Genomic DNA, 24249 nt, shown 5'->3' with positions numbered 1-24249 from the left:
CTACGCTCAAGGCTTGTCGATACGACGGTAGGTTTCGCCTGGCGAGGAGCTTCTGCGCCGCTCGCTCAACGTAAAGACGCATTGCAGATAGCTGCTCGCATCGGCCCACTTTGCCCCGTCGGATTGCAGTTCGAACAGATTGCGCGTCACCTGCACAGCCTCCGGCCAGCGGTCCTGCGCCACCGCGGTCATGGCTTCTCGACTGTCGTCGTGATCATGCAGCGCACCATCTTGTGCACCATAGGAATGAAACTCCACGATAGGTGCGGGGCTCACAAAAGCCGAGCCTTCGCATTGCTCGGCTCCAGGCTGCGGCTCGCGCTCGGCATGGGCGGCCGCAAACGAGTCCTGGACGGTATGCAGCACCGAGCCAAAAGCGATATCGCGAATCTGGTGGATCAGACCACTGGCGGAATCCTGTCGGCCCAGCAGGTAAAGGTCGACGACCTTCCATTCGGTGCAGCCGAAATGCCGTTGGATGGTCGGATTGTCGATGTTCTTCAGATAGGTGGATGGGAGTATTTCCTTGGACGACACTTTCCACGCGAACTCCAGCCAGTCGAGGATCTCGGCCCGCGTGTCTACAGGGTGGATATCCGCCGCATGCGCCATGCCGTGAAGAAACTGCAAGTCGCCAAAATGCGACCGGGTCATCAGGTTTCCCTGGATGCTGTTGGCGGTCTTGTTGCATCCCACAATGGCCTTGGTGCGGGCTTTGCGTTCCGCATCCTTGAAGAGGCAGTGCCAGCATGCGGGCTGGGTGGAGAAGCGGATGGTCTGCGGTTTACAGACGTTCTTGTGTCCCATGTAGTCGCAATTGCCCTGACCCTCTTCCAGCCGAAACGGCGGCAAGTCGTTCCACCGCACCCCGTATATGACATAGGGCGATGCCACTCCCACGTCGCGGCCGCTGCAGTAGGTATCGGTGGCGAGGTTGATGTGCTCTCCACCGCACCACTTGCCAAGATGGGTTATCTCTTCATGGACAGGGGTTTTGATCAGAACGCCCAAGGTTCCAGCGATGCGCGCCAGAGTGGAGTTGGGCTCGTTGGTCAGGCGTTCCTCATGTTGAGTCCCCAGAGGTCCGATTTGAAAGGCACTCGCCCAACTGGTTGCCAGCAACAGGATTCCCAATGCGAACCCGCGCGACGCAGCTGCTAAAAGATTCATGTCTTGTCTCCCTCTGCTGGCATTGTCGATAGCCGGCAAGGCACGGACAAGGGAAGAACCACTAGCTGCTTCCGCATGGCCTGGTTCGAACTCATGCGCCGTGACCCTGCATAGGCCTGACCAGCATGCCGGTGAAGAAGCGCGTCGTCACGCCAACAACGGCTTGGTTCAAAGCGGCGCACTACCGATCAAGGTCTTGACTGCCGGTCGGAACATTTCGATGTGGCGCGTTGCGCTGCACCCGCCGCAGGCCGGTTCTGGCCTACATTCGGCTGGGTTCAAAAATTCAGCGCAGCGCCTCAACCACCGCCGCATTGAAGCGCTCGGCCTGGTCCAGCATCACGAAGTGGCGGCTGTGGTCTATGCGCACCAGGCGCGCATGGCCCAGGCCCTGGTAGGCGGCCGCAAACGCGCCATCGACCGACTCCACCGCTCCATAGGAGGGATGATGGGCATAAATGACGGTGGTAGCCGCCGTGATCCTGGCCAATTCGGGGCGCAGGTCGGTGATCGCCAATTCGTAGGCGGCTTGCGCCACCGTCCGGCGGTCGGAGTCGCGCCCCCAGCGGCTGACGGCTGCGCGGCTGCTGGCGCCGGTGGCCAGGCGCGCGGCGCCGGCTTCCTGCATGGCGGCGAGCTGTTCCTGCGTGGCCGCGAGCCATGCATCACGCAACGCGCGCGCGCCGGGCGCAGCGGTTTCTACAGTCGCCGCCGGAGTGAACAGCAGGCTGTAGAACGGCAGCGCATCGGCCACGACCAGCCGCCCTACCCTCGCCGGATGCCGCGCCGCGAGCATCAGGGCGACCTCGCCGCCCAGCGAATGGCCCACCACGGCGGGCGGCGAAAGCCCCTCGCGGGCGATATAGGCGGCCAGGGCTTCGGCAAGGCTGGACGCCAGCGGCGCCGCGTCCGCGACCGGTGCGCGGCCGGCGAACCCTGCGATGTCGATCAGATGCACGCGGTGCTGCGCAGACAGCTGGGCGGCCAGCGAAGTCCAGACCTCGGGGCTCGAAGCCAGGCCCGGTATCAATAGAACATCGTGGCCGCCGCTGCCGCGGATTTCGACGCCAAAGAGATCGGCCTTGTTGTCCTGGGCGCGCGCGCCCAAAGTGGTCGCCAGCAGCGCGCCAAGTACTACATTGCGCCGCGATATCAGGCGCTTGGTGTTGTCTGTTTTCATGCGCCCCTATTGTCAGGCGTGCAGCGCCGCGCTGCAGCGTCGCCCAATCCGCGGGCTCGCGCAGGCCATGGCAGGCGCCTTCGATCTGCGGGCGCTGCGTGCACGGCGTCACACCCTGGCAGCTTGCGCGCGCGAGCGCGCTCGCTGGCGCCAGACCATGAGGCCGGTGGCGGCCAGCACGCAGGTGGCAAGCCCGGCAAGCAGCATTGCGCCGCGCCCCCACCAGCCCAGCACCCGCCCCGTATGCAGCGGATACTGCCAGATCACAAAGCGCTCACCCCGCGTTGCGTCGTGGTAGCCGTAGCGCGCACGCAGCGCCCCGGTCTGGTCGTCGATGTAGATCTGCTCGTAGCGCAGACTCAGCGCACGCTCGAGCATGCCGGGCTCCTTGAAAGCGATGCGGTACACGCCTTGCTTGCCGAGATGATTGGCATACCAGGGCGGGTAGTGCTGCGTTGCTGCGGCAAGCTGGGCGCGCGCGCGCTGCACGGCTTCGTCGATGCCGAACGCGGGCTGGCGCTGCGGGTCCGCTACCGCGGGCAGCGCGCGCACCGGGTGCTGGTGCACGGTGGAGAACCAGCCGACCACGGGCTTGAACACTTCATCGGCCAGGCTGAAATAGACGCCCGACAGGGCCAGAACGACGGCGAATGGCAGGCTCCAGAGGCCGGCGCTGCGGTGCAGATCGAACGTCGTTCTGGCCGCGGACGCGCCGCGCTTGATGCCCCATGCGGGCTTCCATTTGCGCCAGAAGCCTTGCCGCCAGGCTCCGGGACGCGGAAGGGTGAGCCAGGCGCCGAGCAATGAAGACAGCAGCCAGCCGATGGCGACCGCGCCTGTCACCCACATACCCCATTTTCCGGGCAGGTGCAGGCGGCGATGCAATACATCGACAAACGGGATCAGGTGCGCGCGGTCGGACTTCCACGCGCCCCATTGGCGCCCCCCGAGAATCTGCCCGGTGCCGGGATCGACGTAGAGCCGGTCGAAACCCAACGCATGGGGTTTGCCGCTGGCTGCATCGATGCGCGGCTCGACCCGCACTTCAAAGGAGGCGCCGGCCAACCCGCCCAATGGCATCAGACTCACGCGCAGGCGTGGGTCGGACTGCTCGATGCGCCGGGTCAGCGCCTGCGCGCCCAGTGGCGACGCCGACGGCGCCACGCGCAACAGGTGCGGGTTGAGCCAGGCGTCGATTTCAGGCCCGAACACCAGAAGACTGCCGGTGAGGGAGAGCACCAGCAGAAAAACCAGTATCGCCAGGCCAAGATAGCGATGCAACGCCACCCAGAACTTGCGCGCCATGGGCAGCTCACCAGTGGTGCGTGTAGCTGAGCGTCAAGGTCGCGCCCGCGGCCAGCAGACGGCTGTCGTTCTTGCTGCTGCGCATCAACTGGCTGTACAGCGGCAGGTAGTACTTGTTGAACAGGTTTTGCACGCCCACGGTCAGCTGGTTCTTGTTGTCGAACTGGTAGCGGCCCATGACGTCCACGCTGTAGTAGCTCCTCACATCCACGCGTGCGAACTGAGTCTTGCCATCGGCCAGGCGGTAATCGCGCGAACCGAACCAGTTGAACTGGCTGCGCAGGCTCCAGCGTTCGCTGGGCTGGTATTGCACGTAGCCCGTGATCTTGACCGGCGGTATGCGGTAGCCCGTCATGATCTGATCGCCGGCCGCACCGGGCGGCGTCTCCCGGCCATGCATCCAGGTCAGCGTGCCGCCGGTGGACCACCTGCCGGCGTAATGGTCAGCAGTGAGCTCCAGGCCGCGTATGCGCTCGCGCGTGCGCGTAAGACGCAGTCCGTTGTTGAACGACTGCACGGCTCCCAGGTTGGAGCGCGAGTGAAACAGCGCGACGGTCGCCATGGTGTCGCCGAAGGTGCCGCGCCAGCCGACTTCATAGTTGTCGGTCTTCACAGGCTCGAGCTCAGACGAGCCGATCGCGAAATTGGCGCCCGCATTGCGCAGCTGCAGCCCCACATCGGGCAGATCGAAGCCCTGGCTGAAGGAGGTATAGATCTGATGGTCCTGGCTGGGCTTGTAGGCCAGGCCGGCGTTGTAGAGCACCGCGTCGTAGGCGACCTTGCCACCGGACACCGTGCCCGGCCGCGGCAGGCGCAATTGCGACAGTGGCTGGAAGTCATCGAAGCTCGCCTGCGATTTCTCATAGCGCAAGCCGCCTTCGGCCGACCATTGATCGTTGAATTTGTGCTGCAGTTGCCCGAACGCGCCAGCGCTTTTCACGCTCACCCATGGCATGTAGATGTGCTGGCCGCTGCGTCGGAAGACCAGGCCGCCGCTGGAGTCGTAGGTCGCGGCATCGAAACTGTCCAGCGGCATGTTGCTGCGTTCCTGGATGTAGTCCGCGCCCCAGACGAGTTTCGTGCGCTGGTCTTCACCAAAGGGCGTGGTGACGGTGAGACGCCCGCCGAACACCTTGTTGTTCTGCAGGACCTGATCGACGAAGTTGCCACGGTTGGTGTTGCTGCGCGCATCGAATGGCGCAAACCGCAGGAAGTTGTCGCGCCCATAGACCATGGCGCTCAGCCTGCTGCCGGCCAGATCCTTGTGCTCGTAGCTCGCGCTCAGCAGCGTGTTTTCGACCTGGTTCTGCTCGGCCAGGCTCAGGCCCTTGATGGCCCTGGCGGACACGCTGCCCAGCGGGGCGAGATTGACGCGCGGGTCGTTCGCGTAGTCCGACTGCTGGTGGGCACGCAGATGGCTGGCCGAAAGCTGTATGCGCTGGTCGCCATCGATGCGAAAGCCCAGCTTTGCGCCGAGGCTGTAGGTATTGGAGTCGAACAGATCGCCTTGGCTGGCATCGGGCGCGATGCGCTCACCATGGCCGTCAAAGGCCGCGCCCGTGCGGCGCGCCGCGATGTCGAGCTCGTAGTCCACGACCTCGCCCGCGCCCGACAGATAGTGCTGGACCTGGCCGCCCAAGCCGTCGCCGCTCAGGTGCGAGAGCGAAGAATCGATGCCCACCGTGGTGCGCGCCACGGGCTGGCCGCCGACGGGACGCGTGGTCACGGAAATCACGCCACCCGTCGCGCCACTGCCATAGATGGCATTGCTGCCGCGCAGCACATCGACGCGCTCGATGCGACTCAGATCCACATTGGACAGATTGCGCGCGCTGTCGCGGTTGGTGTTGAGCGGAATGCCGTCGACCAGCACCAGCACATTGCGTCCGCGCAGCGTCATGCCGAAATCGCTGAGATTGCGGCTGGAGTCGGAGAGACCGGGAACCGTCTTGGCCAGCATGATGCTCAGATTGGGCGAGGTCGCGCGCAGGTCTTCGAGCTCCTGGCCTTCGATGACCGTGACCTGGCGCGTGGGCTGCATCAGCGAGGTTTCCGAGCGCTGGTCGGTGACGACCACCGTGGCCAGCGCGGCCACGTGCTCCGACGCGGCTTCGCCCGCAGCCGAGGGCGCGCTGCCTTGCGGGGATTGCGCCGCGGGTTCGCGGATCTGCAGCGCTCCGCCGGGCAGTGCTTGCACGCCAAGCCTGGAGCCCTCGATCGCCTGGCGCACGGCCTGCTCCGGCGTCAGCGCGCCATGAATGGGGCCGGCGCGCAGGCCCTTGAGCAAAGCCGGGTCGGCGACGATGCTGCGTCCCGTCTGCTGGCCAATGCGGGTCAGCGTCTGCGCCAGCGTTCCGCCGGGAATTTCAAGGGAAAACGCCGCCGCCGATGCCTCGGCGGCCTGGCTGGCGATGGGGGCCGCGGTGCAAGCCACGAACGCGGCCAGCGCCAGCGCATGCAGGCCGGGGCGCTGGGCAGGCCGGCGTTGAAGGAGGAAGGTAGTCACGGATTATCCTTTTCGCTCTGTACTACCTGGCTTGTGCGGCGAAACGCAAAATCCCCTCAGCTTTTTTCCACGGCTTCAACGCACTCCTTTGGTGTCAATGGAAATCAGGGGTCCGAGGCGGCGCACCTGCACGGGCAGGATCTGGGCCAGCGTGTTCAGCAGCTCGTCCACTTCGAGCCGGAAGATGCCGAACACGCGCAACTCGGCGACCGCCGGCGAGACCCGGATGAAGCCGGGAAAATACGCCTGCAACGCCTGGGCGACTTCGGCCAGCGACCAGTCATCGACGGCCAGCATGCCTTGCTGCCATGCAGCGCGATGCAGTGGATTGCCGTGCAGCGGCGCCATCCGGCTGGCGCTAAAGCTCGCTCCTTCGCCCGCGCCAAGAATGACGGACTGCAGCGCGCGCGGCTGCAAGGAAAGGCTGTGCTCCATGGCCACCACTTCGGTGCGGTCGGAATGCACGCGGCTCATCATGCGCCCCGACTCGAGCCGCGCCAGCCCGTCGCGGGTGCGGATCTCCAGCGGGCCCGCCCCGGCATGCGCGCGCGTGGCGATCAGCGCGCCGGCGCGGTGCTGCAGCTGCGGCACGCCCGAGAGGTAGCGCACGTCCACGGCCGAACGCGCGTCCAGCAAGACCGTAGAGCCATCGGCCAGCCTGAACGCGCGCCTTTCACCCGTGCCCGTACGCAGGTCGGCCATGACCTGGGCGAGCGGCGTCAGCCGATCCGCGACCAAGCTCGCCGCCACGGCCACGCCGCCCATCGCCAGCGCGCCGCGCAGCACGCGCCGGCGGCGTGTTCTGAACAGTGCCTGCATGGCGGCCTGCACATGCACGCCTTCGGCCTGCGCCTGCAGATTGCGCACGGTGGTCAGCGGCGCGGCAAGCGCGCCGTTCACGCGATCCCAGGCGCAGCGGTGCCTGTTGTCCTGGCCCAGCCATTGTTCGAACTCCTGGCGTTCGGCAGCGCTGAGCGCGGCCGCTTCATGGCGCACCAGCCAATCGACGGCGGCGCACAAGTCCTGCTCGCCGGCCATCGTCATGGCGCGCAGGCCACGCAATGCAGCAAGGCGCGCTTCATGTGCCGCTCCACGGTCGCCAGCGAAATGCCCATGTGCGCGGCGATCTGCGGATAGCGCATGCCATCGAGCCGCGACAGCAGGAACGCGGTCTTCACCGGCAACGGCAGTGCGGCGAGCGCGCGGTCGATCTGGCAGATGGCTTCGACCAGCATGCAATGCTCCTCGGGCGAAAGCGCCAGCGCTTCGGGCATGCAGCGCAGCGTGTCCGCATAGGCCTGCTCCAGGTCCTGGCGCTGCCAGTGCTTGATCAGAATGCGCTTGGCGATGGTACTGAGAAACGCCCGCGGCTCGCGTATGACCGAGCGACCGCCATCCTCGGTCAAATGCAAAAAGGTCTGCGCCGCCACGTCTTCTGCTTCACTGGCGCTGGACACGCGCCGCAGCAGGCGGCTACGCAGCCAGGCGTGGTGCTGGCGAAAAATGTCAGCCACTTCGGCTTGGAACTGAATCGATGGCATGGCGCGTTGGCGGGAGCTTTCTAGGGATAGGCCCGATCATAAATGGTAATGATTCTTGTTATCCGCCGGTATCCCTATCTGGCGCAACCGCCGCGCGCGCTGAAGAAAGCTTCGTGGAGGGACTGGGCCGCGGTCAGATCGTTCGCTTGCGGGCAGCAAAATGATGCGCAAACGCTGCCGCCCGTTGATGCGAATGCGGCGAACAGAGGGCGGGGCCGCCCCTCAATCGGCCTGCCGCAGCGCCTCGACGAGCGCCGCCACGTTGGCCACGCCCAGCTTGTCGTAGATCGACCGGATCTGGTTGCGCACGGTGGCCGGAGCGCGCTGCAGCCGCGCGGCGATCTGCTTGTGCGTCAGGCCCATGGCGGTAAGGCGCGCCACAATGGCCTCGCGCGGCGTCAGTGCATCGGCCGCGCACAGCGGGCGTACGCGCAGCCACAGCAAGCCGTGCTGGCTGAACTGCTTGATGGCAAGCGTGCGCCCCACCACGCGTTGCTCACCACGCTGTGCGGCGACCACCACGGCAGCCGGCAGCCAGGGCCCCTGCCAGCCCGCCCATTCATTGCGCAACGCGTGCTCGAAGATCGCATCCATGTGGTGGATCATCCCGCGCGAATCGGCCAGGGCCGAGCCCGTGCCGTCGCCGCCCCTGGTCTGCACGACGTCCTTGAGATGCGTCAGGCGGTTGAGCTCCAGCGCCTGCTGCAGGTGCGGCAGCAATCCGGCGAGCCGCAGGCGCTCGCTCTCGGTGCAGTGCGCATCGGCACGGGCGCGGAACAGCGTGAGCCAGCGCGTGAACCGTGTGTCCGGGTTCACCAGACCGCCAATGAAGAAGTGCGACTGCTCGAAGCGCCGGCCATAGTCGCGCAGCGCGCTCTGCTGCCGCCCACCGAACCAGGACTGCGCATCAAACGCCAGGGTCTCGCTGGGGCGCATGCCCACGGCTTGCGCCGCGGTATCAAGGTGCTTGACTTCCTCATAGGCCTGGAGCATTTCCACAGGCTGGCGATGCAGGTGGATGGCGTGAATATCGATGCCACCCGGCGTCAAGGTGGCACAGCCCCACATTGCCGAGTCGAAGGGCAGCACGGGCTTGAGAAGGTTCAGCGCTTCATCCTGAAAGTGCGCTACGGGCAATTCGTGCGATTTCCGGTACAAGCACAGCAGCAGATCACTGTAGTCGGCATGCATGGCGGCGTTCTCTCTCTTGCAGGCACCTCGCTGGCGAACCTTTCCCGGTCCGGGACAAGCCGTTTCAGGGCGGAGGCGCGGTCTGAGCATAGTGCAATTGCATCATTTTGTTTGTTGTGTTTGAACAATAGAGTTTGTGTGTCACACCCATATCCTGGAAAACCACCATGCACCTTGCCCCCCACAACACTTCCCTGCCCGCCATTCGTCCTCTGCTGCTGTGCGGCCTGATCGCCAGCCTGTATGCCTGCGGGGGCAGCAGCGGCTCCGATGACACCAGCGGTGGCGGCGGTGGCGTAGTTGCGCAGCCGGCCATCACGCTTGCGGGCGCTGTGCTCATCGATCAGGCCGTGCGCAACACCGCCGTGTGCGTGGACCTGAACGCCAACGCCGTCTGCGACACCACAGAACCCGGCGCAGCCCTCACCGGCGCGGACGGCAAGTTCAGCATCACCTACCAGCCCGCCGACGCGGCGGCAACGGCGGCATTCAATCAGGCGCCCGTGATTGCCCGGGTGACGCCTGATTCGGTGGACGCTGCCGACCCAGACAGCAAGGCCACGGCCAAGGCATTCCAGCTGTCCGCTCCCGCGGGCAAGGCCGGTCAGATCAATCCGCTGACCACATTGGTGCAAACCGGCATTGCGGGCGGAATGACACGCGAGGCGGCCGAGGCCGCCGTGGCGCGCCAGCTAGGCATTCCGGCAGCGAAGATCTACGACTACCAGAGCGACGCCGCTTCCAGCAGCGCCGTGCTGCCCGATACGGCACGCACCGCCGCCAAGGTCACGGCCTATGCGCTGGAGCTGGGCGCGCCGCTGCAGGTGACGGCGCCCGGCGCCGCGGCCGTGGCATCCGATCAGCTGGGTTTTCTCAATTACGCTGGTGCAGACAACTATGTGGCGCGCGAGCGCAAGTCCGATGGCGTGCTCCAGGCCGATGGCTATGCGCGCCAGATCGAAACCCGGACCGGCAAGACCAGCGGGCTGGCCAGCGCGCCCGAGGCCCTGTTCCCCTCGGTCACCCTGACCAGCAGCGGCTGGACACGCTGCGACACCGCCGTGCCGCGCCTGACCACGCTGGGCAACCCGGCGCGCACCCTGGTCTGCAACCAGTCCACGGCGTTCCTGGGCTTCACGCTCAAGACGCTGGATGTCGGCGGCAAATCCATGGCCGAGGCCGTGACCGCGCTGCGTGCCGGAGATGCCGCGCTTGAGGCCCAGGCGATTCGCCATGACCGCTCCATCGAGATGGACCCCGCTGTGCTGGGTACGGCGACTTTCCCGGCAGGCGCGCAGGTGCGCACCGTCGTGTCGGTGCAGCTGAACCGTTCGCCGCTCTTGATCAACAACACCGCAACCGATCGTTTCGGTTTCCCCACCTTGGACATCATGATTGCCAACCGCCCGGCCAGCGCGGTGAATCTGGCGACGCCGACCACGGTGCGCGCCACCACCGTCGGCGCTGCCGGCCCTGTGGACGCCAGCCATGTATTGCGCGTAGCCTTCGTCAACGCCACCACCGCGCAGTTCTACAGCTGCGAATCCACCGCTCCCGCGTACACGGATCTGGGCAGCTGCGTCGCGCATTCACAAAGCGCATTCACCATTTCCACGGTCAATGGCGTACGCCTGCTGAACTTCGCCAACTTCCCCGGCAAGACCTTCGCGCAGGGCGTGACGCGCGGCTATACGGAGTACGACGGCAATGTGTTCGGCTTTCGCGAGCCTGCGGCGATTGCCGATGAAGGCCAGGCCGTGAGCTACTCCGTGCGTTTGAACGGCACGGCCTGGAATGCCATGAAGACGGCACTGGGAATCAACTGAAGGGTGTGGTGCCCTGGGCCACTCAATCAGTGAAGCTGAACGTGGGCTCGCAGGCAACGGGAAAATTCACGGAGCGCGCAATGAAGCAGACTTCGTGAATCCTGCCATGGATGGCGCGCGCCACCGCCTCATCGCTGCCAGTGCGAAGCACGATGCTGGGGCGCAGAATGGCCGATGTGAACCGCCCTGCGCCTGCCGGGCCCACCTCACCCATGCCCATAGGCTGGTCCTCGTAGCGGGTGACCACGACGCCGTCCACGGCCGCATAGTGCAGGTACCACAGCATGTGGCAGGCGGACAAGGCAGAAAGCAGCAGGTCCTCGGGGTTCATCTTGTGGGGATCGCCGCCCAGCAGGGGATCGTTCGAGCAATGGATCACGGACTTTCCCGCGATCGCGATGTCCCAGGTGCGGTCATAGGAACGGTAGCCCGCCGTTCCTTGGCCGCGGTTGCCGGTCCAGACGATATGGGAAACGTAGTGATGCGCCATGGATTCTCCGTTTGTCGATTCGAATGCCCGGAATTATGGGAGAGCGGGCTGGCGTTGCCGCGTCCAGCAGCGCCCCATCACTGGCCCGCGATGGCCCCCGACAGATACTCCGCCGTCGCCTTGACCCTGGCCGTGCGCTGCAGGTCGGGGTGCATCACCTGCCAGACTTCGTAGTCGCTGGCGCGCCGGCGCTGCGGCCAGATGCGCACCAGGCCCTCGCGTTCGCCCATCCACAGCGGCATCTCGCCCAGGCCCACGCCCGCGGCCACGGCCTTGCGCGTCAGCAGGCTGGAGCTCACACCCATGGCCACGCGCGCCTGGCGCGCGGGCACGCCGGCCATGGTCAGCAAAGCTTCGCGCTCCAGGTAGGGGCCGTAGACCACGAGGTGGTGGCCGCGCAGTTCATCGTCGGGAACCGGCGCGCCAAAGCGTTCCAGGTAGGCCTGGCTCGCAAACAGCCCCACGGGCCACGAGACCACGCGGCGCACCACCAGGTCGGGCGTGTCGGGCCGCACATTGCGAAACGCGATGTCGACCTGGCGGCGGCTCAGATTCAGCAGCTGGGTCGAGACTTCGAGGTCGACGCGGATATGCGGCCAGTGCGCCTGCAGGCGTTCTATCGCGGGCAGCAGCAGATCGACGGCGATCGAGTCGGTGCTGGTCACGCGCACCAGGCCCACGGGATTCTCGTCCTGGCCCTCGATCCTGCTGCGCAGGTCCAGCGCCGCGCTTTCCATGCGCCGCGCGGCGGACAGCGCGACTTCGCCGGCTGCGGTGAGCAGATAGCCATCCTTGGAGCGCAGGAACAGCTTGGCGCCGAGTTTGGCCTCGAGCGCATTGAGGCGCCGGCCCACCGTGGCCTGGTCCACGCCAAGGCTGCGCGCCGCCGAGCGCAGCGACGGCGAGCGCGTCAGCGCGAGAAAGATGCGGGTGTCGTCCCAGTTCATGAGCCCTTGTGTGATGCAGATTTGCATCACTGTAGAGCGAAATCGCTGCGTTTCAAAGCCCTGGCAAAGGCGTAACCTTCAAGGCATTCACCCGTTTCAGGAAAGACGCATATGTCCACCGTTTTGAACTCCGCCACCGCTGCGCACAAGCAGACCATGCAAGCCATTGTTTTCGACGATTTCGGCGGCCCCGAAGTGCTGGGCCTGCGCGAGGTGGCGCTGCCCGAAGTGCGCCCGAATGACCTGCTGGTGCGCAATGCATCGATAGGCGTCAACCGCGCCGATCTGCTGCAGCGCAAGGGCGCCTACGGCCGCGCCCACTTCGGCGACGGCGACACGCTGGGCCTGGAGATTGCGGGCACGGTGATCGAGGTCGGGGCCGAAGTGCAGGGCTTTGCCGTGGGCGACCGCGTGATGGGCATCGTGGGCGGCGGCTCCTATGCGGAAATCTCGCGCATCGACCACCGCATGGCCATGCAGGTGCCGGCCAGCGTGAGCCTGGTCGACGCCGGAGCCGTGGCCGAAGTGTTCGTCACCGCGCACGAGGCGCTGTTCCATCTGGCGCGGCTGCAAGCCGGCGAGTCGGTGCTGATCCATGCGGCCGCGGGCGGCGTGGGCTCGGCAGCGGTGCAGCTGGCCCATGCCTTGGGCGCGCGGGTGTTCGCCACCGCCAGCGGCGAAAAGTGCGAAGCCGTGCGCGGCTTCGGCGCCGATGTGGTGATCGATCACCGCAGCGAGGACTTCGCGGCCGTGGTCGCCCAGGGCACGGACGGCAAGGGCGTGGACGTGGTGATCGACTTCATAGGCGCGCCGTATCTGGAACGCAATGTGCGCTCGCTGGCCATAGGCGGGCGCATGGTCTCCGTGGGCCTGCTCGGCGGCGCCGCGGGCGCCACGCTGCCGATGGATGCGGTGCTCTACCGCCATCTGCAGATCTTCGGCACGGTGATGAAGTCGCGCCCCCCCGAAGTCAAGCAGGCCATGGTGCAGCGCTTTGCGCAGCAGTGGCTGGGCGCGTTGGCCGACGGCACGCTGCGCGCCGTGATCGACAGCAGCTACCCGCTGGCCGAAGCCGCGCAGGCGCATGCACGCATGGAGGCCGGCCTCAACGTGGGCAAGATACTGCTGCTGCCGGGCGCGGCCGCTCGCTGAAGGCAAGCGGCGCGGGCGCGCAAACTGCTGAAAATGCCTCTCCGGCTGACCCGGATACGGCGGACAACGCCAAGCACCAGCGCCTAGGCGGCGCTTTTCAGCCTGACGCGCCCGGCGTCTATCTCCACCACCGACTGCGCCAGCGCCTCGACATCGCTGGGGTCGTGCGTGACCAGCAGCGTGGGCACCTGCACGCGCTCGAGCATTTCCGCGAGTTCGGCGCGCAGTCGTATGCGCAGCTGCGTGTCGAGCGCCGACAGAGGCTCGTCGAGCAGCAGCAGCTGCGGCTGGGGCGCGAGCGCGCGCGCCAGCGCCACGCGCTGGCGCTGGCCACCGGAGAGATAGCGCGGCAAGGCGCGACGCAACGCCTGCAGATCGAACTGCTGCACCAGCGCATCGATGCGCGCCTGCTCGGCCTCGCCCGGGCGCTTGCCATGGCGGCACAGGCCGAAGGCCAGGTTCTGCTCCACGGTCAGGTGCGGAAACAGCGCGTAGTCCTGGAACACCAGGCCCACCTGGCGCTCGCGCGCTGGCAGGTCGATGCCGTTGGCGGTATCGAGCAGCGCCCGGCCGGCCACGCGCACATGGCCGCGCACCTGCGGCGCGAGTCCGGCAATCGCCATCAGCACCGTCGACTTGCCCGAGCCCGAAGCGCCGATCAGCGCGGTGCGCGCGGTCTGCGAGACGAAGCGCGCGTCGAGCACGAAACTGCGGCCCGGCGAGTGCAGCGTCGTCTGTACGTGAAGATCGAGAACAGCATTCATATCAATGCCTGGCCTGCAGCATGCGGCCCGAGACCACCAGCACCACCACACAGACCACGGAGATCACCAGCGTGAGCCACAGCGCCTGGGCGTCGTTGCCGGCCTGCACCGCGTCGTAGATGGCGATCGACAGCGTCTGCGTCTTGCCCGGCAGATTGCCGGCAATCATCAGCGTGGCGCCGAACTCGCCCATGGCGCGCGCGAACGCCAGCATCAGGCCCGCGGCGATGCCGCGCACCGCCAGCGGCAGCGCAATGCGCAGGAAGATCTCGGCCTCGCCCGCGCCCAGCGTGCGCGCCGCGTGCAGGAAGCGGCCGTCGACATCTTCGAACGCCGCGCGCGCGGCCTTGTAGATCAGCGGCAGCGAGACCAGCGAGGCGGCGATCACCGCGCCCTGCCAGGTGAACATCAGATTGATGCCGAACCAGCGATCGAGGTACTGGCCCAGCACGCCGTTGCGGCCTATGACCACGATCAGGTAGTAGCCCAGCACCGTGGGGGGCAGCACCATGGGCAGCATCAGCAGCGCGTCGACGAAGTTCTTGCCGGCGAAGCGCCGCTGCGACATCCACCAGCCCAGCGCGATGCCCACGGCGCCGGCCAGCAGCGTTGCGAGCAGTGCGATCTTGAGAGTCAGCCAAAGAGGAGCAAGCAAGGGTGGGAATTCCGGTCAGGGCTTGGAGAAGCCGAAACCGTCAAGTATCTGCTGACCGGCGTCGCTGCGCACGAAAGCGATGAAATCCTTCGCCCAAGCGGCGTTCTTGCTGGTCGCGACCTGGGCGATCGGGTAGCTCACGGGCGTGGCCGTGGGCACGGTCAGCGCAATGCGTGTCTTGTCCTTTTCGATCAGCGCGTCGGTGCGGTAGACGAAGCCGGCATCGACTTCGGCGCGGGCCACGTAGTTCAGCACCTGGCGCACGCTTTCGCCGTAGATCCACTTGGGCTCGAGCGCGCTCGTGAGGCCGGCATCCTTCACCGAAGCCATGGTGTAGCGGCCCACGGGAACGGAACTGGGCGTGCCGGTGGAGATGCGCTTGTAGCTCGCGCCCGTGAGATCGACCAGCTTTTGCGGCACGGCGCTGGCGCTGGCGGGAACGATCAGCACCAGCGTGTTGCGTGCGAAATCGGCGCGCGAGCCAGGAGCCAGCAGATTGGCCTTGGCCGCGCGGTCCATGGTTTCCTGGTCGGCCGAGGCAAACACATCGACCGGAGCGCCCTGCTGGATCTGCGCCAGCAACGGGCCCGAGGCAGCGAAGTTGAACGTGACCTTGGCACCGGGGCGGGTCTTCTCGAACGCCTGGCCCACAGCCTGGAAAGCGTTGGTCAGGCTGGCGGCCGCGGAAACAACGACTTCCTGCGCGTGGACGACGACAGAGCCCAGCGACAGGGCGGCGATCAGGGTGGCTTTACCGAGCCAGCGGGGGCAAGCGTGCATCTCAGGTCCTTTGAAAACGCTATTCTAAAATGGAATAGCGAAAGCGCGACAAAGTGTTTCCCATGCCCCACCAGCCTGCTCGGCGATGCCGCCCGGGCGCAATCACCACCAAGAGCCGCCATGACCCTGCACTCTCCCATCGCAATGCGCCCCATAGGCGTGGTGCGCAGCCCTTTCACGACCACGGCAGGCATGCCCATACAGACCGTAGCCGCGGCCGATGCATGCGCCCGCCTCGAAGTGTTTCCCGAGTATGCGGCCGGACTGAGAGACATCGAAGGCTTCGAATACCTGATGCTGATCACCCATCTGCACCAGGCGACGGAAAAGCTCGAGGTCGTGCCGTTCATGGACACGCAAAGCCATGGCGTGTTCGCCACGCGCGCGCCCGCACGGCCCAATCGCCTGGGGCTGTCCATCGTGCGGCTGCTGCGCGTGCAGGCGAACTGCCTGCACTTCGAAGGCAACGACATGCTCGACGGCACGCCGGTGCTCGACATCAAGCCTTACGTGCCGGCGCTCGACGTGCGCGCCACCGAGCGCATAGGCTGGTTCGCACACGGCCTGGCGCAACTGCCGACAATGCTGTCGGACAATCGCATGGAATGAGGCTCCCATGGACTACCAGGATCTTTAGCCGCTAAAAATCCTGCTGCACGCGCGCTCACCGGCACAGGGCGCGCAACACCTTGGCCAGGGTTATAACGCCGGCCTCGAGTTCATGCGGCGCATGCGCGGCAAAGCCCATCAGAAAACCCGCGCCCTGGCGGCCAGAGGCATGCAGCGCCGACAGGCCCTGCAGATCGATGCCTGCGCGGCGCGCGGCGTCAACCGCCGCACGCTCGGGAATGTCGCGAATGAACACGCAGGGCATCTGCATTCCGCCGGCCGGCACGCGCGGCGTCAGGTAATCGCACAGGTGTTCACGCACCAGCCGCGCGAGCATGTCGCGCCGCTGCGCATAGACGGCGCGCATGCTGCGCACATGGGCGCCGAAATGCCCGCCGTCGATGAAGCGCGCCAGCGTCAACTGGGGAATCGGCGCGCTGTGGCCGTCGAGCAGCGTGCGCGCCACGGTCATGGGCGCGACCAGCGCTGGCGGCAGCAGCATGTAGCCTATGCGCAGCCCGGGAAACATCGATTTGGTAAATGTGCCTATGTAGATGGTGCGCGCGTGCGGGTCCAGCCCCTGCACGCAGGACGTGGGCTTGCCCGCGTAGTGGAACTCGCTGTCGTAGTCGTCCTCGATGATCCAGCCGTCGTTCTGCCTGGCCCATTCGATCACCGCCAGCCGCCGGTCCAGTGCCAGCGTGGTGCCCGAAGGAAACTGGTGCGAAGGCGTGAGAAACACCGCGCGCGGCGTGGCGCCTGGCCCCTGGCTGGCAGCGAGCAGCTGCTCCACGCACAGGCCGTCGTCGTCTAGCGGTACAGGCACGCATTCCAGGCCCGCGGCATCGAAGGCCTTGCGCGCGCCGTGGTAGACCGGGTCCTCGACGAAGATGCGCTCGCCCGCATCGAGCAGCACCTGGGCGCACAGCGTCAGCGCCTGTTGGGAGCTGGTCAGCACCAGCACGCGTTCGGGCGCGGCGCGCGCGCCGCGTTCGAGATTGATGTAGTCCGCGATCGCGCAGCGCAGCGCCTCCATGCCCTGCGGCGGGCTGTGCAGCAGCGCGCGCGTGCCGTGTTCCTTGAGCACCTGGCGCTGCAGCCGCTCCCAGGTGGCGAGGGGAAAGCTGCGCGTCTCGGGCACGCCGGGCGCAAAGGCCCGCGGCGCAAGAAAGTCGCGCACACCGCCGCCGGCGAACATCGCGCCGCCGCGCTGGCTCAGCCGCGCCACGCTCCTGCCTTGCAACGGCGGCGACTGGCCGCTGCCCGGCAGGCGCTGGGCGCGCTGCGACACAAAGCTGCCGCTGCCCACACGCCGCTCGATGAAGCCTTCGGCATCGAGCTGGCTGTAAGCCGACTCGACGGTGTCGCGCGACACGCCCAGCGACTGCGCGAGCGCGCGCGATGCGGGCAAGGGCCGGCCGACTTCGAGCGCTCCATCGAGTATCAACTGGCGCAGCGCGCGCTGCACGCGCGCGCGCAGCGGCAAGGCGGCCTGGGCCGGATCGGCGATACCCGCCTTGACGGATTCGAGCAGCGCGTGTTTGAACAATTGGTCTGTACCTCTGATGAAAAGTGGCCTGGAGTATCAGTCCATTTCAAAACTATAGTTTTTTACTCCCCTTGCTGCTTTCCTGTTTCACAAGCCCACGTCCATGTCCAGCGTCCCACCCCCTTCGATCGTTCGTCTCAACGATGTCATCCACCCTGTCGTCGCCGGCCTGATCTCGGTCATCGTCAACTACGGCGGTACCTTCATCCTGGTGTTCCAGGCGGCCAGGGTCGCGGGCCTGAGCGCCGAGCACACGGCCTCGTGGGTCTGGGCCATTTCGATCGGCGTGGGCGTGACCGGCATACTGCTGAGCTGGGCCACGCGCGCGCCCGTCATCACCGCCTGGTCCACGCCCGCGGCAGCGTTTCTGGTGACGGCACTGGCGACCACGCCCTATGCCGAGGCCGTGGGCGCCTACATGCTTTCGGCCGCGGCCTTCGTGCTGCTGGGCCTGTCGGGCTGGTTCGAACGCGTGATCCGCTGGATTCCGCCGGGCGTGGCCGCGGGGCTGCTCGCGGGCATCCTGCTGCAGTTCGGCATGGGAGCGTTCGGCGGCATGACCGCCGATCCCCTGCTCTGCGGCCTGCTGATCGCCGCCTATCTGCTGCTCAAGCGGTTCTCCGCCCGCTATGCGGTGGTCGGCATCCTGCTGCTGGGCCTGGGCCTGCTGCTGCTGCAAGGCCGGGTCGATCTGACGGGACTGCGGCTGGAGTTCGCCGCGCCGGTGTTCACGCGGCCCGCGTTTTCGCTCAATGCCCTGCTGAGTGTGGCGCTGCCGCTGTTCCTGATCACGCTGACCGGCCAGTACATGCCCGGCATGCTGGTGCTGCGCAACGACGGCTATGGCACCAGCGCCAGCCCCATCGTCGCGCTCACCGGGCTGGGCTCGTTGCTGATGGCGCCGTTCGGCGCGCATGCGTTCAACATCGCGGCAATCACCGCAGCGATCTGCACCGGCCCCGAGGCGCACGAAGACCCGTCCAGGCGCTGGATCGCGGGCATTGCCGCAGGTATTTTCTACATCCTGGTGGGCGTGTTCGGCGTGACGCTGGCGGCGCTGTTCATGGCGTTTCCCGCGACCTTCATCACGACGCTTGCCGGCCTGGCGCTGCTGGGCACGATTGGCGCGAGCCTGGCCGGCGCGCTGGCCGATGCGCGCACGCGCGAAGCCGCGCTGATCACCTTTCTCGCCTCGGCCGCGCAGATCACGCTGCTGGGCATAGGCGGCGCGTTCTGGGGGCTGGTGATAGGGCTTGCCGCGCATGCGCTGCTCAACGGCCGCTGGCCGCAGGCACAGGCGGCGATCACGCCGGTTGCCAAGGGAGCGAACTGATGTCCGCACATGACGCCACGCCCACCCGCCATGCGCAACATGGCCTGTATCCCGAAGCGCGCACGGTCCAGGACTTCGAGCGCAATCTGGCGGCGGTGCAGGCGCGCATCGAAGCCGCCTGCCGGCGCGCGGGGCGCGACGCGGCCGGCGTGCGCCTGCTGCCCGTGAGCAAGACCCAGCCCGCCGACCGCCTGCGCCTGGCGCATTCGGCCGGCTGCCGCATGCTGGGCGAAAACAAGGTGCAGGAGGCGCATGGCAAATGGCAGGCGCTGCAGGACCTGGGCGATCTGCAATGGTCGGTGATAGGCCATCTGCAGACCAACAAGGCCAAGCTGGTGGCGCGCTTTGCCAGCGAATTCCAGGCGCTCGACAGCCTGCGCCTGGCCGAGGCGCTAGATCGCCGGTTGCAGGCCGAAGGACGTTCGCTCGATGTATTCGTGCAGGTCAACACGTCGGGCGAAGCCAGCAAGTACGGGCTCGCGCCCGAAGATGCGGCGGCTTTCATCCGGGCCCTGCCCGCTTTCCCGGCGCTGCGCCTGCGCGGGCTGATGACGCTGGCGCTGTTTTCCAGCGACGCCGAGCGCGTGCGCCAGTGCTTCGTGCGGCTGCGCCTGCTGCGCGAGCGCCTGCGCCAGGACCAGGCCGCGGGCCTGGCGCTCGATGAACTGTCGATGGGCATGTCGGGCGACTTCGAGATTGCCATCGAGGAAGGCGCGACCGTGGTGCGCGTGGGCCAGGCGATTTTCGGCGCGCGCGCGCTGCCCGACAGCCATTACTGGCCCGGCGAAGCCGGCACCTGACACCGGCGCGCGCGCCTGCCCCCACTCCATTGCCCAGAAAGACCTTTGCATGCCAGCCACGCCCTCCCATCTCATGCGCGCCTATGCGCGCCAGCCGGTTTCCTTTGTGCGCGGCAGCGGCGCGCGCCTCTGGGACGCGCAAGGCGTCGAATACCTTGACGCCATTGCCGGCGTTGCCGTCACCAGCCTGGGCCATGCCCACCCCGAAATCGCCGCCGTGATTGCCGAGCAGGCCGCGACGCTGCTGCACACCTCGAACGTGTTTCGCATCGAATGGCAGGAGCAGCTGGGCCAGCGCCTGTGCGCGCTCACGGGCATGGAGCAGGCGTTCTTCTGCAACTCCGGCGCCGAGGCCAACGAGGCCGCGCTCAAGCTCGCCAGGCTGCATGCCCGGCGCCGGCAGATTGCCGCGCCCCGCATCCTGGTGATGGACAACGGCTTTCACGGCCGCACCCTGGCCACGTTGTCCGCCAGCGGCAACCCGGCCAGGCAAAGCGGCTTCGCGCCATTGCTGCCGGGCTTTGTGCGCCTGCCCTATGACGACATCGAGGCCGTGCGCGCGGCCGCGGCGCAATCGCCCGACATCGTCGCGGTGCTGATCGAGCCCGTGCAGGGCGAAGGCGGCATACGCGTGGCCAGCGCCGACTACCTGCGCGCGCTGCGCCAGCTGTGCGACCAGCAAGGCTGGCTGCTGATGCTCGACGAGATACAGACCGGCCTGGGCCGCACGGGCGCCTGGTTCGGCCACCAGCACGCGGGCATTGCGCCGGACGTGATGACGCTGGCCAAGGCGCTGGGCAATGGCTTTCCCATAGGCGCGTGTCTCGCGCGCGGCGCGGCCGCCGATCTGTTCTCGCCCGGCCAGCATGGCTCGACCTTTGGCGGCAATCCGCTGGCCTGTCGCGTAGGCTGCAGCGTGCTCGACATCATGGCGCGCGAGCAACTGCCCCAGCGCGCGGCCTTGCTCGGAGCGCGGCTGCTCGCGGGATTGCGCCGCGCGCTGGCCGATCACCCCCAGGTTCTGGCGATCCGCGGCCAGGGCCTGATGGTCGGCATAGAACTCGACCGGCCCTGCAACGAACTCGTGGGCCGCGCGCTCGAAGAGCAGCAGTTGCTGATCACCGTGACCCAGGGCAGCGTGATACGCCTGCTGCCGCCGCTGATCTGCGACGAACGCCAGATCGACGACATCGTGGTGCGCCTGGCGCGGCTGCTGGCGCGGCCTGGCGCTGCCCCCGCAAAGGATTTAGCCCATGCATGACGGCCCCTGGGTGGCCTGGACCAGCAGCTCGGTGCAGCGCGTTCCACAAAAATGAAACAGCTGTACAAAGATACAGATCTATGGAAAACAATGTCTTATCATTGAAGTCTGTGCGCCCTATGCCGGTCATCGGGCGCGCAGAAAACGGCCGGAAAATCCCACCAAAGGTAGCCTTGAATTCCAACCAGTACTGCGTTCTCTATCACAGCCAAATCGCTCCCAGCGCGCCCATCAGCTGCGTCGCCGACATCGTCAAGACCGCGCGCGGCTTCAACAAGGACCACGACATCACCGGCATTCTGGTGTTCGATGGCCAGCGTTTTTTCCAATACCTTGAAGGCCCTAAAGAGGCCGTGATGGGCTTGGTGGTCAGCATTGCCCAGGACCGCCGGCATGTGCAGTTCCGGCTGCAGCACCAGGGCCCAAGCGCTGAAGAGCGCATGTTCAGAAACTGGTCCATGGCCTATGTGCTGGTCGACGATTCCGAGCCCCTGGCCGATCTGCACGGCATCGAGGGCGAGTCGGCAATGGACAAGCTGCGCTCGCTGATTCCCATGCTCGATATCGCCTGAGGGCGTGGCGCGGTTTCCGCTAGACTTGCCGGCATCGTTTGCCCCGGAGTAGGCTTGCACAATGAAATCGCCAGAGATTGAAGATGACAGCGTCTTTGAAAGTGCCGCCGAGCTTTTCAAGGCCATGGCCGCGCCGATGCGGCTGAAGATCATCAGCGCGCTGTGCAATGGCGAGAAGAATGTCTCGGAGCTGCGCGCCGAGATCACCACCACCCAGCCCAACATGTCCCAGCATCTCAACACGCTGTACCAGGCCGGCATCCTGGGACGCAGGCGCGAAGGCGTGAGCATCTACTACTTCATCGCCAACGAGAAAGTGGTGCAAATGTGCCGCACGATCTGCGTGCAGATCGCGATCGACCAGAACTGAAGACTGCGGCAAACGACAAAGGCGCCATCGGCGCCTTTTTTCATGGCGCGCGCCGCTCAGGGCTTGAGATAGACAAAGCCTTCCTTGGCCTGCAGGCGCGCGACTTCGGCCACGCCCGAAGGCACGACCTGGGTTTCCATCAGCAGCTTGCCCGCATCGATCTTGCGCGTCTCCAGCGTGTTGTGGCACACGCGGAAATCGACGCCGCGCGCGGCCAGCGCGCTGACCTGGCCGCTGAACTCGCGGCCTTTGCTGTCCTTGGCGTCGCTCAGCAGGAAATCAATGCCCGGGCCATGGGTCACGACCACGATCTTGTCGCTGGGCGAGGCATTGAGTTCGTTGTTGATGTTGTTGAGGATCACGGCTGCGGTCTCGACGCCGGTGTTGACGTGGTAGACCACCTTGACGATGTCCTGCGCGGCAGCGACGGCGGTGGTGAGCGCGAACGCAATGGCGATGAGGGCTTTTTTCATGGGAGTCTCCTGGAGTGCGGGGGATCGTCAGGGAAAGACGGCATTCTTCAAATATCGCTACTGGCTTATATTAGCTGCTCACTACGATACAAAAATAGGGCAAGTGCTAGTGCCTGGTGCCAGACGGCGCAGACAGGCAGGCGCGCAGCCCGCTCAGTGGAGACAAGACCCATGGCAAAGTTCATGCGGGCGCCTGCCTGCCTGGCCCTGTGTGCGCTGCTGGCCGCAGCGCCCGCCTTCGCGCACGATGCGCCCGCCCCGCGCTCGGCCGTGGCCTCGGTGCCCATGCAGCTGCAGCAGGTCGCACCCCATGCGTATTACGTGCAAGGCGTGTCGGCGCTGGGTTCGCCGGCCAACCGCAATTTCATCTCCAACGCAGGCTTTGTGGTGACCGACGACAGCGTGGTGGTGATAGACGCGCTGGGCTCGCCGGCGCTGGCGCAGGAGCTGGTCGAAAAGATCAGGAGCGTCACGCCCAAGCCCATCAGCCATGTGCTGGTCACCCACTATCACGCCGACCACATCTACGGCCTGCAGGTGTTCGAGGCCCTGGGCGCGAAGATCGTCGCCCATGCGCTGGCCAAGGAATACCTACAGTCGGAGACCGCGCAACTGCGGCTGCAGGCTTCGCGCCAGGACCTCGCGCCCTGGATAGACCGGAGCACGCGCATGGTGTCCGCGGGCCAATGGATCACCAACGACACGCAGACGCTGCGCATTGGCGGCACGGACTTCGTGCTGCAGCACATGGGGCCGGCCCATGCACCCGAGGACATGGCCGTGTTCCTGCCGCAAAGCGGCGTGCTGTTCATAGGCGACGTGGTGTTTCGCAACCGCATTCCCTATGTGGGCCAGGCCGACAGCCGCCACTGGATTGCCGCGCTCGACAGCCTGCTGCAGCTGCCTGTGAAGGTCATGGTGCCCGGCCATGGCCCGGCTTCAAGCAAGCCCAAGCCGGACATGCAGCTCACGCGCGACTACCTGGTCTTTCTGCGCGAAGCCATGGGCAAGGCCGCGGCCAATCTCGATCCGTTTGACGAGGCCTATGCGGCCACAGACTGGTCGCGCTTCGCGCGCTATCCGCTGTTCAAGGAGGCCAACCGCATGAATGCCTACAACACCTTCCTGCTGATGGAGCAGGAAAAGCCATGAGCGATGTGCTGGCCGCGCGCCGGCGCGCGCTGCTGCGCATGGCGGCAGCGGCGGCCCTGCCTGGCATGCTCTCCCCGGCGCTGGCCGCGCCCGATGCTTCGGAACGCCTGCTGCCCAGCAGCAGCGACCTGCAGCAGGACCTGGCGGCGGCGCTGGCGCGCCGCGAGCCGCTGCTGGTGATGGCCACGCTGCACGGCTGCCCGTTTTGCCGCGTGGTGCGCGAGCACCATCTGCTGCCCTTGCAGCGCGCGGGCGCATGGGTCACGCAAATCCATTTCCTGGCACGCGAGCCGCTGCGCGATGCCTCGGGCGCGCAGACCACGCATGGCGCTCTGGTGCGGCAACTGGGCATTGAGGTCGCGCCCACGGTGCTGTTCTACGGCGCAGGCGCACGCGAAGTCGCCGAGCGGCTTGCGGGCAGTTCCATTCCCGACTTCTATGGGGCGTATCTGGAAGATCGGCTGGCGCGCGCAAGGGCGGCGGTGCGCGGGGGCTGAGGCTGGACAGGGCGCGTCTGCCCTGAGGCCTGCATCTGTCGGCCTGTCCTTTTCCCCGGTTCGCCCTGAGCCGCGTCGAAAGGTGAACGTACGCGCACGGGTCCATTCTTCTGGCTTGAGCACAGG

24 protein-coding genes are annotated in these 24249 nt (G+C 66.5%); 10 read left to right on the top strand and 14 right to left on the bottom strand.

The genetic code is table 11. The features are described 5' to 3' along the window. Window positions 1–6 precede the first annotated feature (6 nt). The 7 genes from RR928_RS13410 to RR928_RS13380 form a co-directional block, all read right to left on the bottom strand. Entirely contained in the window at window positions 7–1170 is a 1164-nt protein-coding gene (locus tag RR928_RS13410; protein ID WP_332537730.1) for a hypothetical protein, read from the bottom strand. Between the two features lie 286 nt (window positions 1171–1456). Beyond that, window positions 1457–2350 carry an alpha/beta fold hydrolase gene (locus tag RR928_RS13405; protein WP_332682885.1) on the bottom strand — a complete coding sequence of 298 codons (894 nt, stop codon included), beginning with the start codon at window positions 2348–2350 and terminating at the stop codon, window positions 1457–1459. Window positions 2351–2458: 108 nt separating this feature from the next. Beyond that, window positions 2459–3655 carry a PepSY-associated TM helix domain-containing protein gene (locus tag RR928_RS13400; RefSeq protein WP_332682884.1) on the bottom strand — a complete coding sequence of 399 codons (1197 nt, stop codon included), beginning with the start codon at window positions 3653–3655 and terminating at the stop codon, window positions 2459–2461. 7 nt (window positions 3656–3662) lie between these two features. After that, window positions 3663–6161, bottom strand: a complete 2499-nt coding sequence (locus tag RR928_RS13395; RefSeq protein ID WP_332682882.1) for a TonB-dependent receptor — start codon at window positions 6159–6161, stop codon at window positions 3663–3665. A 75-nt stretch (window positions 6162–6236) separates the two neighbouring features. Beyond that, window positions 6237–7205, bottom strand: a complete 969-nt coding sequence (locus RR928_RS13390) for a FecR family protein (protein ID WP_332682880.1) — start codon at window positions 7203–7205, stop codon at window positions 6237–6239. Beyond that, a complete protein-coding gene (locus tag RR928_RS13385) occupies window positions 7202–7702 on the bottom strand; it encodes a sigma-70 family RNA polymerase sigma factor (RefSeq protein ID WP_332682878.1) in 501 nt (166 codons plus the stop codon). The genes RR928_RS13390 and RR928_RS13385 overlap by 4 nt, the downstream gene beginning before the upstream one ends. Before the next feature lie 222 nt (window positions 7703–7924). Further along, window positions 7925–8983 (bottom strand): helix-turn-helix transcriptional regulator, encoded by a 1059-nt coding sequence (locus tag RR928_RS13380; RefSeq protein WP_332548488.1) that lies wholly within the window; start codon window positions 8981–8983, stop codon window positions 7925–7927. A 77-nt stretch (window positions 8984–9060) separates the two neighbouring features. On the opposite strand from RR928_RS13380, the gene RR928_RS13375 reads away from it, so the two are divergent. Then, window positions 9061–10719, top strand: a complete 1659-nt coding sequence (locus tag RR928_RS13375; protein ID WP_332682876.1) for a hypothetical protein — start codon at window positions 9061–9063, stop codon at window positions 10717–10719. A 22-nt stretch (window positions 10720–10741) separates the two neighbouring features. Here RR928_RS13375 and RR928_RS13370 read toward each other — a convergent pair whose 3' ends face one another. Further along, a complete protein-coding gene (locus RR928_RS13370) occupies window positions 10742–11209 on the bottom strand; it encodes an OsmC family protein (RefSeq protein ID WP_332537722.1) in 468 nt (155 codons plus the stop codon). A 77-nt stretch (window positions 11210–11286) separates the two neighbouring features. After that, window positions 11287–12156, bottom strand: coding sequence for a LysR family transcriptional regulator (locus RR928_RS13365; protein ID WP_332548507.1), 870 nt, complete (start codon window positions 12154–12156; stop codon window positions 11287–11289). A gap of 111 nt (window positions 12157–12267) precedes the next feature. On the opposite strand from RR928_RS13365, the gene RR928_RS13360 reads away from it, so the two are divergent. Then, window positions 12268–13308, top strand: coding sequence for an NAD(P)H-quinone oxidoreductase (locus RR928_RS13360; RefSeq protein ID WP_332682874.1), 1041 nt, complete (start codon window positions 12268–12270; stop codon window positions 13306–13308). Window positions 13309–13391: 83 nt separating this feature from the next. Here the strand turns inward: RR928_RS13360 and RR928_RS13355 are convergent, their stop codons facing one another. The 3 genes from RR928_RS13355 to modA are packed head-to-tail and all read right to left on the bottom strand — an operon-like array spanning window position 13392 to window position 15507. Next, on the bottom strand, window positions 13392–14072 hold the full coding sequence (locus tag RR928_RS13355) for an ATP-binding cassette domain-containing protein (RefSeq protein ID WP_332537720.1): 681 nt from the start codon (window positions 14070–14072) through the stop codon (window positions 13392–13394). A 1-nt stretch (window position 14073) separates the two neighbouring features. Beyond that, window positions 14074–14727: a molybdate ABC transporter permease subunit gene (gene modB, locus RR928_RS13350; RefSeq protein WP_332537719.1), complete on the bottom strand. Its 654-nt coding sequence runs from the start codon at window positions 14725–14727 to the stop codon at window positions 14074–14076. A gap of 15 nt (window positions 14728–14742) precedes the next feature. Next, entirely contained in the window at window positions 14743–15507 is a 765-nt protein-coding gene (gene modA, locus RR928_RS13345; RefSeq protein ID WP_332537718.1) for a molybdate ABC transporter substrate-binding protein, read from the bottom strand. Window positions 15508–15627: 120 nt separating this feature from the next. On the opposite strand from modA, the gene tsaA reads away from it, so the two are divergent. Further along, window positions 15628–16116, top strand: a complete 489-nt coding sequence (tsaA, locus tag RR928_RS13340) for a tRNA (N6-threonylcarbamoyladenosine(37)-N6)-methyltransferase TrmO (protein ID WP_442881915.1) — start codon at window positions 15628–15630, stop codon at window positions 16114–16116. A gap of 55 nt (window positions 16117–16171) precedes the next feature. On the opposite strand, the gene pdxR is transcribed toward tsaA, so the two are convergent. Then, entirely contained in the window at window positions 16172–17665 is a 1494-nt protein-coding gene (gene pdxR, locus RR928_RS13335) for a MocR-like pyridoxine biosynthesis transcription factor PdxR (RefSeq protein WP_332548485.1), read from the bottom strand. A gap of 103 nt (window positions 17666–17768) precedes the next feature. Here pdxR and RR928_RS13330 point away from each other — a divergent pair, with 103 nt between their 5' ends. From RR928_RS13330 to RR928_RS13310, 5 genes are all read left to right on the top strand, one after another. Further along, the gene (locus RR928_RS13330) at window positions 17769–18998 is read left to right on the top strand and encodes a benzoate/H(+) symporter BenE family transporter (RefSeq protein ID WP_332682871.1); all 1230 of its coding nucleotides are present in this window, start codon (window positions 17769–17771) and stop codon (window positions 18996–18998) included. Then, a complete protein-coding gene (locus tag RR928_RS13325; RefSeq protein WP_332537715.1) occupies window positions 18998–19798 on the top strand; it encodes a YggS family pyridoxal phosphate-dependent enzyme in 801 nt (266 codons plus the stop codon). Before RR928_RS13330 ends, RR928_RS13325 begins: the two co-directional genes overlap by 1 nt. Window positions 19799–19847: 49 nt before the next feature. Then, window positions 19848–21059, top strand: a complete 1212-nt coding sequence (locus tag RR928_RS13320) for an aspartate aminotransferase family protein (RefSeq protein ID WP_332537714.1) — start codon at window positions 19848–19850, stop codon at window positions 21057–21059. 173 nt (window positions 21060–21232) lie between these two features. Continuing rightward, window positions 21233–21631 (top strand): BLUF domain-containing protein, encoded by a 399-nt coding sequence (locus RR928_RS13315; RefSeq protein ID WP_332537713.1) that lies wholly within the window; start codon window positions 21233–21235, stop codon window positions 21629–21631. Between the two features lie 61 nt (window positions 21632–21692). After that, entirely contained in the window at window positions 21693–22001 is a 309-nt protein-coding gene (locus RR928_RS13310) for an ArsR/SmtB family transcription factor (RefSeq protein WP_332537712.1), read from the top strand. Window positions 22002–22057: 56 nt separating this feature from the next. On the opposite strand, the gene RR928_RS13305 is transcribed toward RR928_RS13310, so the two are convergent. Continuing rightward, window positions 22058–22474 (bottom strand): DsrE family protein, encoded by a 417-nt coding sequence (locus tag RR928_RS13305; RefSeq protein ID WP_332537711.1) that lies wholly within the window; start codon window positions 22472–22474, stop codon window positions 22058–22060. A gap of 285 nt (window positions 22475–22759) precedes the next feature. Between RR928_RS13305 and RR928_RS13300 the strand changes: the two genes are divergently transcribed. Further along, a complete protein-coding gene (locus tag RR928_RS13300) occupies window positions 22760–23626 on the top strand; it encodes an MBL fold metallo-hydrolase (protein WP_332682895.1) in 867 nt (288 codons plus the stop codon). Further along, a complete protein-coding gene (locus RR928_RS13295; RefSeq protein ID WP_332549929.1) occupies window positions 23623–24123 on the top strand; it encodes a hypothetical protein in 501 nt (166 codons plus the stop codon). Before RR928_RS13300 ends, RR928_RS13295 begins: the two co-directional genes overlap by 4 nt. Window positions 24124–24249 lie beyond the last annotated feature (126 nt).

Source organism: Comamonas sp. (genome assembly GCF_036666375.1).
Taxonomy (GTDB): Bacteria; Pseudomonadota; Gammaproteobacteria; order Burkholderiales; family Burkholderiaceae_C; genus Comamonas.
Note: the sequence above shows the minus strand (reverse complement) of the source record. Positions and strands in the feature narration are given on the sequence as shown.